We start from the raw sequence: 16,810 nt of genomic DNA, 5'->3' as shown, positions 1-16,810 counted from the left end.
TATAAGGAGGCTGTATGTAATGAACGTATCTGCCGAACAATCCACTGGAAATAACCACTCTGCACCTGCCATGCCGAGGCCGGAGTATCCAAGGCCGCAGCTGGTGCGCGAGCAGTGGCTCAATCTGAACGGAGCCTGGGAATTTGCGTTTGATGATCAGCGCAGAGGAGATCGGGAGCGCTGGTATATGTCCGGTCAGGGAGCGTTTGATCGGGAGATTCAGGTGCCGTTTACGTTTCAGAGTGAGCTGAGCGGGATCGGAGAGACCGGTTTTCATGATCTGGTATGGTACCGCAGACAGCTGGATATTCCTACAGACTGGATGGGGAAAAGAGTGCTGCTGCATTTTGGTGCTGTCGATTACAAGGCGACCGTGTGGGTCAACGGGAAATGGGCAGTATCGCATGAAGGCGGACATACGCCTTTTCAGGCGGATATTACCGATCTGCTGGACGCGCACAATGAAGTGGTCGTGCGAGTGGAGGATTACAGCAAGGACGTTACCCTGCCGAGAGGCAAGCAGTACTGGAAAGAAGACTCTGCCAGCATTTTCTACACCCGGACAACCGGGATCTGGCAGACGGTATGGCTGGAGCCGGTGGAGGAGTGTCATTTGCATCAGGTAAAGTTCACGCCGAATATCGACCGCAATGAGATCGGCATCCGCCTGTTTTACCCGGAAGCTTCGCTGCAGCAGATGATTGCTGCCGGCACTTCCCTCACTGCGCGTCTAACGGTATCTTTTGCAGGGGAGACGGTGACGCAGGATGAGTTCCTGGTGACTCATCCCGAGCAGATCCGCTCGATCGGACTGAATGATTTTAACGATCATGGATTGGGACGCTGGTGGACGCCCGAATCGCCGAATCTGTACGATATTCGTCTGGAGCTGCTGCGGGATCAGGTCATGGTGGACCGGGTGGACAGTTATTTTGGCATGCGCAAGATCTCGATCGAGAATGGCAAGCTGAATCTGAACAATCGTCCGTATTTCCTGCGTCTCGTACTGGATCAGGGATATTTCCCAGATGGTATCCTGACGGCGCCAACCGACGAGGCGCTGCTGCGGGATATCGAGCTGACCCAGGCGATGGGATTCAACGGCGTGCGCAAGCATCAGAAGATGGAGGACCCGCGCTTCCTGTACTGGTGTGATCGCAAAGGTCTGCTCGTCTGGGGCGAGGCGGCGAATGCTTACAGCTATTCCGAGCAGTACGTCCGCCGCTTCCTCCACGAATGGCAGGAAATTATCGAGCGGGATTACAATCATCCGTCCATTATCGTGTGGGTGCCGATGAATGAGAGCTGGGGCATTCCGAATGTGCAGGTCGATCAGCGTCAGCAGCAGCATGGACTAACGCTGTATCATCTGACCCGTTCCCTCGATCCGACTCGTCCGGTCATTTATAATGACGGCTGGGAGATGATGGACACCGATCTGGTCGCGATCCATGATTATGAATGGCGCGAAGAGGTACTGACCGAGCGGTATGGGGATGTAAATACAGCCGTAAATGCCATGCCGGGCAGCCGCCGCATCTTCGTGGGCGGTGCCGGGTATAAGGGACAGCCTGTGCTGGTGACCGAATTTGGCGGTATTGCCTACAAGAAGAGCGAATGGGAAGGCTGGGGTTACTCCGGCGCGGATAATGATGAGGATTATCTCAGCCGGCTGCAGGCAGTGATCCGTCCGATGCATCTGTCACCGATTGTGCAGGGATTCTGCTACACCCAGCTGACCGATGTGGAGCAGGAGATCAATGGTCTGCTGACCTATGATCGTGAACCGAAGGTCCCGCTGGAACAGATCCGGGCGATTGTGATGAATAAGCCCATCGAACAATAATACCGGGAAATGGAAAGACCTGCAGCACCTGTATGATCAGGTGGCTGCAGGTCTTTTACCTTTTCGGTTCGGCAAGGTAGAGCGATGACGAACGATTGCGGGAGCATGGATACCGGTAAAATGAATCTGCGCAACTTTTATTCTCCCGGCAGAGTATACACTACCGAAAGCGAATTTATAACAAAGAAGGGATAAGATTGAAAAATCTTATCGCTGCCTCCATTGCAGCAGGACTGCTGCTCAGCTCCACACCTACATACGCGTCACCCGTTAGCATTACCACGCCCGATCAGCAGACGATAAAAGGGTCAGATGTACAAACCCGTCAGGGAAGAACACTGATACCGATCCGCGATCTTGCCAGAGCGATTGATGCTACCCTTGTTGTAGACTCGGCGCATCACAAGGTTACTCTGAAAAAGTGGGGAGAAGTATATACTTTTACAATTGGCAAAGCCAGATATCGCGTAAATAGAGGTAACGATCCAACCTCGGAGCTTACTGTACCGGTTCAGCAGATCAAGGGACGTACGTATATCCCTGTCATTACATGGCAGGCTCATCTTCCTCAAAATTCCTCCGATGTATTAAAAGATTTTCTGAACTTTAAATTGAAGGATAAATGGGGAAGTGTACCTGTGAAAAATACAGATTATTTGTACAATATGCATAGTTATCTTGGTGACAGCAGTACGTCCATCACCGGAATTGTGCATGCCAATGGAGGTTACAACCAGACGGGATACGAATATGAGGTAGGTGGGGACATGACAGATGCGGGTGGAAAACTCTCTTTTGTTATGCCGGGAGAGCAGCGTACGGATTAAGTACCGGATGCACAGACGAAAGTGTGAGCAGCTTACAGTTCAGACAACCGAACACATCCGTCGATTTGACAAGATACCCAGGAACATAGTAGATACAAGCCTGAATATCCTGACAACCGTTATCTATCGGTGGATCTTCAGGCTTTATTTTTATTGTAATTATTAAATGATTGAGCCAGCTCAATTCAGCTCCAAAAATGTGGAAGCCATCAGCTATTCTGAATAAATCGCATAAATAAAGTACATATTTACATAATTGGTAGAAAAAGAGTGAAAAAGGAACGGTTTGTTTCCGTTATTCGTCCTAACAGATGAGCTCAGTATATAAAGAGAGGGAAGGGGATACGTTGGACGATCGTCAACTGTTTGAACAGTATAAAGAACATGTATACCGCTACTGCCTGTATATGACAGCGAGCAGGGCAGATGCAGAAGATTTGTGCCAGGAAGTGTTTGTCAAAGCACTGCTGGCCAAACGAAGTGAAATAACAAACGAAAAAGCTTGGCTGATGCGCATCGCAGCGAATGAATGTTATTCGATGCTTCGCCGCCGCAGCAAAGGCAGGGATAAAGAGAGCAGAGCTTTCTGGCTGAACTGGCCGCTGCGATCCAGTACTTCAGTGGAGAAAAAATATGAACAACAGGAGACGGCTGGCGAATTTGCGGTGCTGCTGGAACATCTGCCTGATAAATTAAGACAGGTGCTGCTGCTGCATTATATAGGCGAGTTAAGTCATACCGAAATCGCCGATGTTCTAAAAATACCTACTGGAACCGTCAAATCCAGATTAAGCCGGGCAATAGCCAAGTCAAAAAAGCTAATTAACCTAAAGCTGGAAAAAGGAAGTGATATACATGCGACCTGAGGAGAGGGAGAAGGACCATTCCATGATCCGAAATCAAATGGAAAAGCTCCATGACCATCCCCCGGATTATGAATCCATCTGGCAAAAAATTGAATTGGAAACGAAAAGAAGACAGTCCGGCTGGAATCCGCAGGAAAAGACCGCGCCATATTACGGACGTAGATGGAAAATAGCAGCGCTTGGACTGATTGGTGCAGTGGGGATGGGCTTTGCCACGGTTCAAATGAATGAAATGTATTCGGATACAGATACAGGATTGTCGTCAGTGCCTGTTGTACAGCAGATTGGGGAACAAGCGGAAGATGGAGGAGTCCAGTATACCATTGATACCGCAGCAGTAGAGAAGACGAAAAATGACATGGGCTATATTCACCTGAATTTTAATTTGAGCGGAATCCAAAGATCGGATTTTGACTATGCCAATTTCAACAAAAGCATACTTACTAATCTGGACAGCGGCAAAAAGTCCAGTATTATCGCCAACGAGTTCTCGGCAGACAAGGGACTTAAAGCTTCGGCAAGTGTCCCACTGGATAGCCTGCAGCCCGGAGAACATCATTTTCGCCTGCAGTTAAGAGACCTTTATCTGATCCGTAAGGATGAATTCCCCATAGAAGGAAAAGTGAAATCAGGCAACAAATATACCTTGCCGGTCGAGCCGCCGCTGCGTATTCAAGTGAAAAAGTGGGACTGGTCCGATTCTAATCGGAAGCTGATTTTTAAATACACCATGTTGCCTAATACACCCGATAATAACATGATCAAACTGCAGAGCGGTACGATGGATGAGGCCAGTTATGTAACCGTAAAATGGAAAGAAATTAAACCGGATCTGCGAGGAATGGAAGCAAGATCCGATGGAATTACACAGGAGTTCCGCTTTGCTCCCATGACAGACCAGCAGCGTGAGCAGGTGAGACTCTCGTATGTTCAAGGAAGCATTGTACAAAAAATGGAAGGACATTGGTCCATAGACTTTACGATCAAAGTTCCACCGTTCTAACCAAATAAAATCTCTCCAAAAGCCCGGATTACATGCTCCTACAGCATCCGGGCTTTTCCCTGTTACCCAAAAATTATTTTGATTAAAAAAGGAAATTATAGGGTTATTTTGGTAAAATATAAGTAGCCCAGCTATCCCTTTTCGGAGCAAATCATGGGCTGACTACAAACTCAATGTTCACACGGCATACCCGGCAACCAACTCATTCAAAGGAATGGTGAACACATGAATATTAACGCACCGGATCATCCGGTATACCGCCTGGCTGCCATGGAGACGACCGCCGAAGCACTGGAGCAGATGGGTCTGTCCTTTTTTACCGTACGCAAGCAAAAAGAGGCAGATCACTACTATCGTGCCCGGGAAAGTGCCATATCGGCTGATGTGCAAAACTGGCTAAAAAAGCAAGTTGTATACGCTTTCCGTTCATTTCGGCAGGAAAACAGCCGGGAGGAGAGCGAATTTATGGTAAGCGATTATAATTTTGAAGTTCAGAAAAATGATACGCTGGCGATGCTGGAGCTGGATTCTTCCGAAGGAACGGTGGCTGAACGCAAGGAAGGGCTGATCTTTGCGCTGGAGCACCCGGATAGCGGGCTGGAAGATTCCAGCACTCATTTCCAGATGATTCAGATCCAGCTGGAAGACGAGAACATATACTGCTGCTTCTATCGCAAGCCCAAGCGTAGTATCGGTAAAAAGAAATTCGCTTTCAAAAACTCCGGAGAGTTGCAGTTTGCGGACAGTGAGCTGCTGGAGATCGGTGGTCCGATCGACTTTTTTATCGTTGAAGATACGATTTTTATATCCAACCTGCGTCCGTTCGAGTATGCTTTTGATTATCAGGATCATATTAACGAGCTGCGGGATGAAAATCTGGAGCGGATCACGGCGCTGCCTTTCTTTGATGGAGAGGAATCTAACCGGGAAGAGTTCGAGGACAGCTGCCGCCAGTACTTCTATTCACGTACCCTGGCGCAGATTCAGCCGGAGACAATTGAAGTGCTGCAGCGCAATTTTGAAGACCGGTGTGAAGAGCTCAGGCTGATCCGGCGCAAAATGCCGCGTCAGCCCGAACGGGCGGAGGCTTATCGGCGAAAGTACCGTGCATTGTGGGAACTGTATGACTTTATCGATCTGGACAAGCGCAAAATCCGGTTCCATAAGGATCAGGAGCCCAAGACGCTGATCCAGTTCTTTTCCGATAAGATTGTCCAGTCTTTCCTGACCGGAGAATATGGAGTGGCTGTGAGTTACGAGAATTCGGCAGATGAGCCGACTGCATGAGTGATGAGAAGGGGGTCGTATGATGTGGACCAAAAGAGAGCAGGTACTGATGTGGATCACCGCGTATATACCGCTCCTGATCGTCATGTTCAGCGGATTTATTTACCATAACGACCTGCTGCCTGCCGGACTGACCAAGGACAAGCTCGAAGACATGTTCACCCGCTGGTGGATTGTGGAACTGGTCTTTCTCGTGACCGTCCTGCTCATCTCGCTGGGGTTGTACCGACTGGTCATCTGGTGGCTGCTGCGTGGATTGGAGGAACGGCTCGCCACCCGCACCATCGGTCGGGAAGTATCGATCCGCCAGTATGAGAAGATCAGCGTCAATGACTATACCTTTTTCCTGCTGACCTTGCTGCTGCCGCAGATTGTTGTCGACTACTCCTCGGTGGTCAATCTGACAGTGTCGATGTTTATCGTTATTTTCATTATTACGGTGTATGTAAAGACAGACAGCATCGCGACCTGCCCGCTGTTCTTCGTATCCGGGAGGCAGGTGTATCAGGGAATCATCTCCAACCGGACCCGGGATGAGGAAGAGATCAATCCGGATGTACGCCGCAGCGCCGTGCTGATCGTCCGCGAGAAAGACATGAATCTGGATGTCAAATACCGCGCCCAGGTGCTGGTCAGTAATGTCTACATGATCCAACCGTCTGAAAAAGAGCAGGAAGACGTATAGTCTCCTGCTCTTTTTAGTTTTAGGTTTAGATCGGCATAGTCAACGTACCTCAATGGCGAATACAGCAGATGTGTCGCCAAGTGAGTACTGGGTGTTTTCTTGTATCCAGTATGCACCAAGTAAATAATAATAGGTTCCTTTGGTCGATGGAGCAGTGAATTTGCCATTTTGCAGAGGGACCAATACCGGCTTCTTTTGATTCATCTGCCGACTATCTTCACCAAGCTGCTCAAGAACAATGACTGTTGGAGCGGGATCATAATTATAATCTGCCTGGATGCGGGCACCAGCAGGTACTATAGTCGGCTTTTTTTCATTCATCATTTGTTTGCCAACTATGTACTCACCACATCCTCTCCAGCAATAGCTGGCCTGTACCCATGGAATTGCTGTCTTGCCGAATGCAATCATGGGTGCAGGGGGCATTTTGCTTTTGGTATTCAGATCAAGAGGAACAGGAGAGGGGGCCAGAAACCGAGGTAAAGCAAGTAACGATAAAATAAGAAGGACTCCTATAGTTGAAGAAAACAAAACCTCTCTTTTTCTCATTTCTATCACCTCAAAGCAATAGACGATACAAATGGAAAAAAGTTACATACATTCGTTCCAACCACATAATGCCATACGCACAGAACGAAGGTCGTCTACCTGTCATCACTGCACCATGCCTGACTTGACGTGCATAATCAGGCTTTCTGCCCCACCTGCTCCAGATACCGCTCAAAGTCAGGCAGCTGATGCTCAATCATCTCTTCCAGAATCTCCACCTGAACCGCCTGATAATCATGCATCGCAATATTGCGGAATCCGACCATTGCCTTGAGATTGCGATTCAGCTCCCGGTCGATCCAGCCGCTGCGATGCAGCAGGTCAAAGGCATCCCGGCTGCTCTGGGGTACGCCCAGCTGCTGTTCTGCGATAATGTGCATCGCCAGATCCAGACAGGCTTCACAGGCACGCTGCAGGTTCAGAATAATCGAATCCTGCCGGGTAAAGTTATACAGATTCTCCGCGTTTCCTGCATACTCCTCATGAATACGCTGGATACAGCGCCGGATGGTGGCGCTTTTATTCAAATAAATATCCTGGTTCACAGTCATTCCTCCAGATGTATAGTATTGGATCACCGGCTGCCGCTGATCGTTCAGCAGGGCATATTCCGTATAGGCTCTCATCCAGGCCAGCTGCCGTGGCAGCGGCTGTTCTTCATATATCATTTTGCCGGTCGAAGCGATCTGCAGTTGGAACACCGTACTCGCTTCCCGGAAATCGATCAGATCCACATCCCGTCCCAGTTCATCCGCCAGTTCCTGAGCGAGCATGAACCGCTGATAGACAGACAGAGCTGTCCCGGACAGATAGGCGATATCCACATCGCTGTCCGGCCGCATCTGGCTGCGTGCAGCAGAGCCGAGCAGAATAATGGTATCCGCTGCGCACTGCTGCCGGAGGAAGCCAACAATCGATTGCTGCTGGTCATCTGTCAGTCCGGTGGTCATCATGCTTGCTCCTTTGCTGTTGGGCTAATTATCGCAGCAGCCAGGCTGATCCATCTCATTGCAGTACGAAGTCATTCGGCCCGGCAAAAGGTAGATCCGCCACCTGCATATTCTGTGACAATATACCATGAAGCCAGCTTTTATCACAAATGAATCCCATACCGGCCATCTACCGTTCTCTATTCACGTGCATTGTCAGAAGCGGCAATCTGTCCTATACTACAGAGTTGTTACTTTGTAAATTCTATGAAATTTTCAGAATATACCGGAATTGCTGTATTTTTCAAATAATAACCCATATTATCGTTTCGGACTATCATTCTCGATCGAGACCGATAAAGGAGGAATAGAGTTGCCCGATGAAGTAAGCCCGGCCTCTTCCGGCAGAAGGCGTGACAAAGGAAATCAGGCCCGGGAGCTCGCCCAGCGTCTGGTAGAATTGTCCGGTGGTGCCGATAATGTGCTCGAAGTGATGCACTGCACTACCCGTATCCGGTTTAAATTAAAAAATCATGATGCCATCCATGAATCTGAGCTTCATCAATTGAAAGAAGTGCAAAATATCAACCGGCAGGCCGGACAGCTGCAAATTATTGTTGGACCGGAGCTTGTCTACAAAGTACACCGGCAGATCACCCGGCTGCTTCAGGAGCACGAACAGAACCTATCGGAACAGCCAGTCGCCGAAGTACAGCCAATATCGGAAATCTCTGAACCGCCTGTAATGCCTGCATCGCCGGGTTCGCAGAAGGCACATCCGGTTACCAGTCGTCTGATGCAGGCAGCATCTGTCTTTTCGGATATTCTGCTGCCCATTCTGCCGCTGTTTATCGCAGCAGGGATTCTGCTGGGACTGGTGAGCATGTTGCAGTCTTCCGGCTCGGTGGCACCGGATGCGGTCTGGTTTAGACTGCTGCAGCTGCTGACCAGCTCCGCTTTTCAGGTGATCAGTGTACTGTTTGGCTATCATGCAGCCAAGAGATTCGGCGGTACTCCGGCAATCGGCGCGGTAATTGGTATTGCCATGTCCCGCCCCGATCTGGCGCTGCTGGTCAGTTCCTATGGAACAATAATGCAGACGGCCGGTACACCGGCGGATCCGCAGTTCAGCTATCAGGGATCGATGATCCCGATTATTCTGGCCGCACTGGTCATGTCCTGGATCGAGAAAGGGCTGCGCCGGATACTACCAGCATCGGCAGCTACCCTGCTGGCACCGGGTATCAGCCTGGTTGCCGGTGGTGCGCTGGCGCTTCTCGCGATCGGTCCGGCTGCGGTCTGGCTTGGCGAGTGGGTCGGCCAGCTGCTGGAATACCTGTTTATCTATGGAGGAACATTCTTCGGACTGATCCTGGGCGGCATCTACAGTACAATTGTATTGACCGGTCTGCATCAGGGGATACAGGCAATAGAGGTCGGATTGATCTCCGATCCGCATGTAGGCGTGAACTTCCTGCTGCCGATCTGGTCGATGGCCAATATGGCCCAGGGTGGTGCAGGACTGGCCGTCTACCTGGTCACCCGCAGCAGTGAGCTGCGCAAGATAGCCCTATCCGGTTCGATCACGGCTTTTCTCGGGATTACCGAACCGATTGCGCTGGGCGTTAATCTCAAGCTGGGTCGGCCTTTCCTCGGAGCGGCGATCGGGGGAGCGGTAGGCGGCGCCTATGTAGGCTTCCACCACGTCGTGGCCAATTCTTTTGGGCTGACCGGTATTCCGATGCTGGCGTATATTATTCCTTTTGGCGAAGCCAACTTTGTTCATTATATGATCGGTTTTCTGCTGGCCGCAGGGACAGCCTGTGTGGCTGCTCTGCTGCTGGGCGTAGAGAAACCGGCTTTTCGGTACAATATTTCACACTTCATTCGTAAAGTCACAGGAGGACCTTATGAAAATCAAAAAGATTCTCAACAATAATGCCGTGGTCGTCGATGATCACGGCCAGGAAAAGATCGTAATGGGCGGCGGTATCTCTTTTGAAAAAGGGAAAAACGATATCGTGGACACCCAGCGGATCGAGAAAGTATTTATTCTGGAAGATCAGGAGCGCTATGGTTATCTGCAGGAAATGCTGCAGAAGCTGCCTGAAGAGGAGATTGCCGTCTCCGAAAGTATTATTTCCCATGCCGAGCATGAACTGCAGGTTACCTTTAACGAGCATATTCATATTGCGCTCACCGACCATCTGTCCTTTGCATTGGAGCGGCTGCGCAGCGGTATGGTCATTCACAATACCCTGCTGGAAGAGATCCGGCTGCTGTATCCGGCAGAATTCCGGATTGGCCTGCATGCGAGGGAGCTGATCTCCCGCCGCCTGCAGGTTGATATCCCCGAAGATGAAGTCGGCTATATCGCGATGCATATTCATACGGCCCGTATGAACGCCGGTGCGCAGGCGACGGCAGCAGGCATGGCGGCGATCATGAAGGATATTGTGGAAGAGATCGAGTATATCGTGAATCAGCCACTTGACCGTAAGTCAGCTGCCTATGAACGATTGATGAGCCAGTTGAAAAGTATCCTGCAGGAACATCAGCAGGATCTGGACCCCGAGATTATCCGGATTGCGATCGAGCGGTATGGTACTGTCTACGAGCAGGTGGAGGAGATGTCCGAGCAGATTGATGAGGAATACGGCTATACATTTACAGAGAGTCAGCGTGTATTGATCGCTATTGAAGTGAATCGTCTGCTGGAGAGACTGGGTCATATCACCCGCTAACCCAACCGGATCGGATGAGAGATACCTTTTATCAGCGTCATTGGATGATTTTATCTGATATTAGAAGGTGAAAAGCGAAAGACACAGGTCTATTGACCCGTGCGAATAGTGCAGTGCATTGTCCTGGTTTCAACCATAATATGGATAAATAGTAGCTGGCGACCAGCCTTGATTACAAAAATGTAAACTTTGAAACAGTGAAAATAAGACCAAAAATCACAGAAAACAATGAAAATTTACAGAAATACCCTTTTGTGTCGGTTTGTAAATTGGTTAATTCAGTCTATAGTGTTCCAATGATCTGCCCTATAGAATAAATGTCAGCAACAGCATATCCGGGTGTGTTACTGGTAAAGCAGGCAAGACCTAAAAACTCCGTGAGGAATCCGTGCGGCAATCGCCGTCCGTTCCTTATAGGGATTTTTAGGTCTTTTTTGTGCGCCGACGCAGCCATATTCTCGAATTCAGAAAGGGAGAAGGAACATGAAAATCAAGAATTTTTCCAGAAAAGCAGCTGCCGCTACGATCGCAGCCGCCATGCTTACAGGGGGAACATCCGCTTTTGCGAGCGGGTCAGAACAGGATTACAATGGAGGCGTACAGCCGGCTCCGTCGACACCTGTGATCGAACCGGCATCCCCTGTATTTGAAGATACGTACGGCTTCACTCACCTTACACGCTTTGATGCACTGAAAATCGCCAGCCAGCAAGGTCAAGCCCAATTTGAGGTACCTGGCTTTGACGTTACCAAGATTCGCAATATCCCTTCCGCCAAAGGTAAGGATGCAAATGGCAATACGATTGATCTGGACGTATGGGACACCTGGCCGCTGCAAAATGCGGACGGTACGGTAGCCAACTATAACGGTTATGAAGTGGTCTTCGGACTGGCGGGCGATCCGAAAGTATCTTCCGACACCTTTATTTACCTGTTCTACAAAAAAGCAGGCGACCAATCCCTGGATGCCTGGAAAAATGCAGGCCGTGTCTTCAAGGATAACGACAAAATGGTACCGAATGACCCGATCCTGAATAACCAGTCCGAAGAATGGTCTGGTTCGGCGACACTGACCAAGGAAGGCAAAGTCCGTCTGTTCTACACAAACCGTCAGCCATGGGATGTGGACAAAGGATTCTTCGGTAAGCAGACCCTGACCACCGCTCAGGTTAATGTATCCGAACCTTCCAATGGAACGCTGCAGGTAAATGGCGTCGAAGATTTCAAATCGATCTTTGATGGCGACGGCAAAATGTATCAAACCGTGGATCAGGCATTCCGTGCAGGAGATTACTCCGATAACCATACTCTCAGAGATCCGCACTATGTAGAAGATAACGGTCATAAATATCTGGTGTTTGAAGCCAATACCGGCTCCGAGACTGGCTACCAGGGCCAATCCATGCTGTCCAACAAAGCCTACTATGGCGGAGATGACAAATTCTTTGAAAGCGAACGGGAGAAGCTCCTGAACAGCCCGGACCGCAACTATATTACAATCGCGAACGGTGCTCTTGGCATCATCGAGCTGAATGACGATTATTCCCTCAAAAAAGTTATGAAGCCGCTCATCGCGTCCAACACGGTTACCGATGAGATCGAACGTGCCAACATTTTCAAAATGAAAGGCAAATGGTACCTGTTCACCGATACACGCGGTGCCAAAATGTTCGTCGATGGCGTGGATGACGAAGACATCTACATGCTCGGTTATGTAGCGGACTCCATCGATGGTCCTTACAAGCCGCTCAACGGCAGCGGACTGGTACTGCACCAGGATCTGAACAAGCGTGATATTACGTGGAACTATGCCCACTTTGCGATTCCACAGGTCAAAGGCAACAAAGTAGTGATTACCAGCTACATGACCAACAGAGGATTCTATGCCGATCATCATTCTACGTTTGCACCAAGCTTTGAAGTGATGATCAACGGCAGCCGCACCAAAGTAATGCCAAACAGTACTCTGGAACAGGGTCAGATCACATCCAAATAGGATATGGATTTCATAACCTGACAGAATAATAAGGTTGTAAAGTAAGGCAGAGAAGTAAGGTAGAAAAGTCAGCAAACAAAGTTAGATAGGAAAAGAAAATGTCCGGGTAGGAGCGGCATTTTCTTTTCCTTTATTCATTTTGTTGGAAGCAAGTTAGCCAGCATATTACGGAACAACAGGGGGAAGATAACCAACACAAGGAGGTGCCGATTTGAACAACAGCAGATCAACATCCAGACGTCACCGAACACTGGTCATTCTCGGTATGGTTGGGCTCATTATAGTAGGTGCGTTACTCTATTATTTCACACAAAACCGTGCCGCAGGCAGCAGACAGGACAATCCGCCCGGTACTACACAGCTGACGAATCAGCGGGCCAATTATCATTTTACCGTTCCGGACAAATGGAAGAATGATCCGCAGCGTCCCGTTTATTTCAAGGGAAAATATCATTACTATTATCTCTATAACAAAGACTATCCGAATGGCAATGGCACCGAGTGGCGCCATGCAACCTCTACCGATCTGATCCACTGGAAAGATCAAGGGGTAGCTATTCCCAAATATACGAATAAAAATGGTGATCCATGGTCAGGCTCTGTCGTAGTGGACACCCATAACACAGCCGGCTTTGGCAAAAATGCATTTATCGCGATTCTGACCCAGCCGTCTGCCAATGGCGGAGCACAGGAACAGTATCTGTGGTACAGCAAAAACGGAGGCAGGACATTTACCTCCTACAGCAAAAAGCCGGTTCTCGCGAACCCCGGCAACGCCGACTTCCGCGATCCGAAGATCATCTGGGATTCCGAGTCGAGGCATTGGGTTATGCTGATGGCAGAAGGCGATAAAATCGGTTTTTACACGTCCACCAATCTGAAGAAGTGGAAGTATACGAGCGGATTCCTCACTGAAAATGTCGGTACGCTCGAATGCCCTGATCTGTACCGGATGCAGGCTGCGAACGGAGCATACAAATGGGTACTCGGTGCCAGCGCCAATGGCCGCGGAGCAGGGAATCCGAATACGTATGCCTACTGGACCGGAAGTTTTAACGGCAAGAAATTTATTGCCGACCGGCAGGAGCCGAAATGGCTGGATCATGGGTTTGACTGGTATGCGGCAGTGACCTTTGATATCGCCGGTGCTTCCAATCCGTATGAGCAGCGTTATGCACTTGGTTGGATGAACAACTGGGATTATGCCAATAATACGCCTACCCTGAAAGAAGGATTCAACGGCATGGATTCGATCGTCCGCAAAATACGGCTTCGTTTCAACGGTCAGTCGTATGATCTGTCCTCCCAGCCGATCGGGGCGATCAGCCAGCTGCCTGCCTCTACCCAGACGTTTCAGCGGATGGAGGTTGAAGGTTCCCACACGCTGAATGCCAGCGGAGCTTCGTATCAGCTGGATGCAGACATCTCCTGGTCCCAGTTGAAGAATGCAGGCCTGCGTCTGCGGGAGTCCGGAGACAAGAGTCGTCATGTCGATGTAGGGGTATTTGTGGAAGGTGCCTATACGTACGTTAACAGAACGTACACCGGCCACCCGGATACGAACGGTACAAGTCTGGAGAGCAGAGCACCGTTCAATACCGACAAGAAAAAAGTCCATCTGAAAGTGCTCGTCGACAAGAACAGTATCGAAGTATTTGTGGATGATGGCACGGTCGCCTACTCCAGCCTTATTTTCCCGAACAAAGATGATCAGGGAATTACCCTGTTCGCAGATGGTGGCAGGGCGATGTTCGAAAATGTAGTAATTCGTCATTTTGATAAGTAATAATGGAAAAGGATGGCCCACACCAGTGAATACATGGTAAGGGTCATCCTTTTTACTGTTTTATCTGCCGGTAAGAATTGTACAGTCCAATCGCCAGCCTGCTATTTCAGTTCTCTGACCATACGCAGATGAGGAATACCGTCTTCCATAAATTCCTCTGAATCGGCTATGTACCCGAGTCGTTCATAGAATCCGCGTGCCTGGGTCTGTCCATGTAGCTTGGCTCGGGTTAATCCGTGGCTCAAAGCGATACTTTCCAGCTCGCGGACGAGCTTTTGACCGATGCCGTATTTGCGGTGGGTATCGATGATGCAGATCCGCTCGAGCTTGGCAATGCCATCCACCTCGCGCAGGCGGGCAGTGCCTACCGGCTGCTCTCCGTCATAGGCAATAATATGCGGAATCCCCGCATGGTAGTTATCCCATTCATCGTATTCGTCTGCCAGCGGTACACCCTGTTCATTTACAAATACCATTTTACGGATAAACAGGCAGTGGTCCAGCTCATATTCATTTTCTACCTGCTTGATTTGTATATCGGGCATCGTATTCACCTGTCCTTGTTCATTTAAAATAAAATGATGATTCATATTCAATGTTACCATTATATCTAACCGGTACGCACAATTTCTAACCTGTACACGCATATCCAAACCGAAGAACAGCAAAGGGCCTGGATCAGGAAGCGATTCCCAATGGTCCCTACCGTTCAAAATGCGGATTCTTTTTTTGCTTGTTTTGGCTTATATTGAGTATAGTGATACATACGCAGTTCAGTCGATTGATGAATACAGGAAGGTGTGAGACGATGGAAATTATGCTTCGGGAAGCGACGATTCGCCAGCTGCAGCAGGCGATGGAATGGGGAGAACAGACTTCCGTATCGCTGACAGAATGGTATATGCAGCGCATAGCGGAGATTGATCAGGACGGGCCCATGCTGCGCTCCGTGATCGAGTTAAATCCGGATGCAATCTATATTGCGATGCAGATGGATCGGGAACGGGCGCAGGGACAGGTACGCAGTGAACTGCACGGAATCCCGGTTCTAATCAAGGATAATATCAATACGGGAGACCATATGCATACAACCGCCGGCTCGCTGGCATTGTCGGATTCCTTTGCACCGGAAGATGCTTTTCTGGTGAAAAAGCTGCGCGCCGCCGGAGCGGTTATTCTCGGAAAGACCAATCTGACCGAGATGGCCAACTTTATGGCGATCAATATGAAGAACGGTTACAGCTCACGTGGAGGACAAACATTGAATCCCTACGGTCCGGGTCAGCTTGATGTAGGCGGCTCCAGTTCGGGTTCGGGGGCAGCGGTAGCAGCCAATCTGTGTGCAGTTGCTGTCGGTACGGAGACATCTGGCTCGATTATGAGTCCGTCTGCAAATAACAGTCTGGTCGGAATCAAGCCGACTCTCGGATTGATCAGCCGTACCGGTATTATTCCGATTACCTATACCCAGGACACTGCGGGGCCCATGGCTCGTACAGTAACTGATGCGGCTATCCTGCTCGGGATTCTGGCAGGACAGGATGAAAAGGATGCGGCGACCCGTACATCACCTGCGGAAGTGGCAGATTATACAGCCAGTCTGGACCCGGAGGGTCTGCGTGGCGCAAGAATCGGGATTAACCGGTTCTATGTGAAAGACCTCACCGAAGAAGAACGTACCATTATGGATGCTTCAATTGAAGCGATGCGCCATGCCGGGGCAGTCATTATAGAGGATACGAATCTTCCCGAGAGTGCTGAAGAACCGACCGTGCTGCTGTATGAGTTCAAGTCGGCGCTGAACCGCTATCTGTCGACACTGGGTCCCGGCGCCCCGATCCGTACGCTCAAGGAAATGATCGATTACAATCACCTGCATCACCGGGAGACACTGAAATACGGACAGCAGATTCTGTTATCCGCGGAATACGAGACATCCGGGAGAATGACCGAACCCAAGTATATCCAGCACCGTCTGCAGTACCTGCAAAATGCCCGTGAAAATGGAATCGACCGACTGCTGCGCGAACATCGGCTGGACGCCATTTTCAGTCCGGGATTTACCGATACGCCTGCGGTGGCTGGCTATCCGTGTATTATTGTGCCTGCCGGTTACCGCCGCGACGGTATGCCATTTGGTGTCAGTTTTATGGGTACCGCCTACAGTGAATCGGTACTGCTGCGCATCGCTTATGGTTTTGAGCAGGTCGTACCTGCCCGGCGCAGTCCTGTTTTGTAAATGAATAAATGATCTTTATTGTGCATGCTGGCCTGCATAATTTATAACAAACTT

General features: G+C 49.7%; 14 protein-coding genes and 1 pseudogene. 11 read left to right on the top strand and 4 right to left on the bottom strand.

Annotated features, from left to right (window positions below; all coding sequences use genetic code 11):
• Window positions 1-19 precede the first annotated feature (19 nt).
• From M1D61_RS15445 to M1D61_RS15420, 6 genes are all read left to right on the top strand, one after another.
• On the top strand, window positions 20-1,846 hold the full coding sequence (locus tag M1D61_RS15445) for a glycoside hydrolase family 2 protein (RefSeq protein ID WP_458119553.1): 1,827 nt from the start codon (window positions 20-22) through the stop codon (window positions 1,844-1,846).
• A 197-nt stretch (window positions 1,847-2,043) separates the two neighbouring features.
• A complete protein-coding gene (locus M1D61_RS15440) occupies window positions 2,044-2,673 on the top strand; it encodes a copper amine oxidase N-terminal domain-containing protein (RefSeq protein WP_458119552.1) in 630 nt (209 codons plus the stop codon).
• A gap of 347 nt (window positions 2,674-3,020) precedes the next feature.
• On the top strand, window positions 3,021-3,539 hold the full coding sequence (locus M1D61_RS15435; RefSeq protein WP_458119551.1) for an RNA polymerase sigma factor: 519 nt from the start codon (window positions 3,021-3,023) through the stop codon (window positions 3,537-3,539).
• Between the two features lie 22 nt (window positions 3,540-3,561).
• The gene (locus M1D61_RS15430; RefSeq protein WP_458119550.1) at window positions 3,562-4,542 is read left to right on the top strand and encodes a hypothetical protein; all 981 of its coding nucleotides are present in this window, start codon (window positions 3,562-3,564) and stop codon (window positions 4,540-4,542) included.
• Between the two features lie 225 nt (window positions 4,543-4,767).
• On the top strand, window positions 4,768-5,829 hold the full coding sequence (locus M1D61_RS15425; protein WP_458119549.1) for a Kiwa anti-phage protein KwaB-like domain-containing protein: 1,062 nt from the start codon (window positions 4,768-4,770) through the stop codon (window positions 5,827-5,829).
• A 19-nt stretch (window positions 5,830-5,848) separates the two neighbouring features.
• Window positions 5,849-6,514 carry a hypothetical protein gene (locus tag M1D61_RS15420; protein ID WP_458119548.1) on the top strand — a complete coding sequence of 222 codons (666 nt, stop codon included), beginning with the start codon at window positions 5,849-5,851 and terminating at the stop codon, window positions 6,512-6,514.
• Window positions 6,515-6,553: 39 nt separating this feature from the next.
• Here M1D61_RS15420 and M1D61_RS15415 read toward each other — a convergent pair whose 3' ends face one another.
• From M1D61_RS15415 to mntA, 3 genes and pseudogenes are all read right to left on the bottom strand, one after another.
• Window positions 6,554-7,063, bottom strand: coding sequence for a hypothetical protein (locus M1D61_RS15415; RefSeq protein WP_458119547.1), 510 nt, complete (start codon window positions 7,061-7,063; stop codon window positions 6,554-6,556).
• 137 nt (window positions 7,064-7,200) lie between these two features.
• A complete protein-coding gene (gene hepT / locus M1D61_RS15410) occupies window positions 7,201-7,608 on the bottom strand; it encodes a type VII toxin-antitoxin system HepT family RNase toxin (protein WP_458122524.1) in 408 nt (135 codons plus the stop codon).
• A gap of 99 nt (window positions 7,609-7,707) precedes the next feature.
• Window positions 7,708-8,013, bottom strand: a pseudogene (gene mntA / locus M1D61_RS15405) (type VII toxin-antitoxin system MntA family adenylyltransferase antitoxin); the annotation flags it as partial.
• Between the two features lie 352 nt (window positions 8,014-8,365).
• Here mntA and M1D61_RS15400 point away from each other — a divergent pair.
• The 4 genes from M1D61_RS15400 (at window position 8,366) to M1D61_RS15385 (ending at window position 14,517) form a co-directional block, all read left to right on the top strand.
• Window positions 8,366-9,931: a PTS transporter subunit EIIC gene (locus M1D61_RS15400; RefSeq protein WP_458119546.1), complete on the top strand. Its 1,566-nt coding sequence runs from the start codon at window positions 8,366-8,368 to the stop codon at window positions 9,929-9,931.
• A complete protein-coding gene (locus M1D61_RS15395; protein WP_458119545.1) occupies window positions 9,903-10,736 on the top strand; it encodes a PRD domain-containing protein in 834 nt (277 codons plus the stop codon). The genes M1D61_RS15400 and M1D61_RS15395 overlap by 29 nt, the downstream gene beginning before the upstream one ends.
• 483 nt (window positions 10,737-11,219) lie before the next feature.
• Complete coding sequence (locus M1D61_RS15390; protein ID WP_458119544.1) at window positions 11,220-12,731, top strand: glycoside hydrolase family 68 protein; 1,512 nt, start codon at window positions 11,220-11,222, stop codon at window positions 12,729-12,731.
• Window positions 12,732-12,996: 265 nt separating this feature from the next.
• Complete coding sequence (locus tag M1D61_RS15385; RefSeq protein WP_458122523.1) at window positions 12,997-14,517, top strand: glycoside hydrolase family 32 protein; 1,521 nt, start codon at window positions 12,997-12,999, stop codon at window positions 14,515-14,517.
• Window positions 14,518-14,618: 101 nt separating this feature from the next.
• On the opposite strand, the gene M1D61_RS15380 is transcribed toward M1D61_RS15385, so the two are convergent.
• The gene (locus M1D61_RS15380; protein WP_458119543.1) at window positions 14,619-15,062 is read right to left on the bottom strand and encodes a GNAT family N-acetyltransferase; all 444 of its coding nucleotides are present in this window, start codon (window positions 15,060-15,062) and stop codon (window positions 14,619-14,621) included.
• A 263-nt stretch (window positions 15,063-15,325) separates the two neighbouring features.
• Here M1D61_RS15380 and M1D61_RS15375 point away from each other — a divergent pair, with 263 nt between their 5' ends.
• Window positions 15,326-16,756, top strand: coding sequence for an amidase (locus M1D61_RS15375; protein WP_458119541.1), 1,431 nt, complete (start codon window positions 15,326-15,328; stop codon window positions 16,754-16,756).
• Window positions 16,757-16,810 lie beyond the last annotated feature (54 nt).

This window comes from Paenibacillus sp. Z6-24 (genome assembly GCF_054161335.1).
The sequence above is the reverse complement of the archived record's forward strand: the minus strand, read 5'-3'. Positions and strand labels throughout refer to the sequence as shown.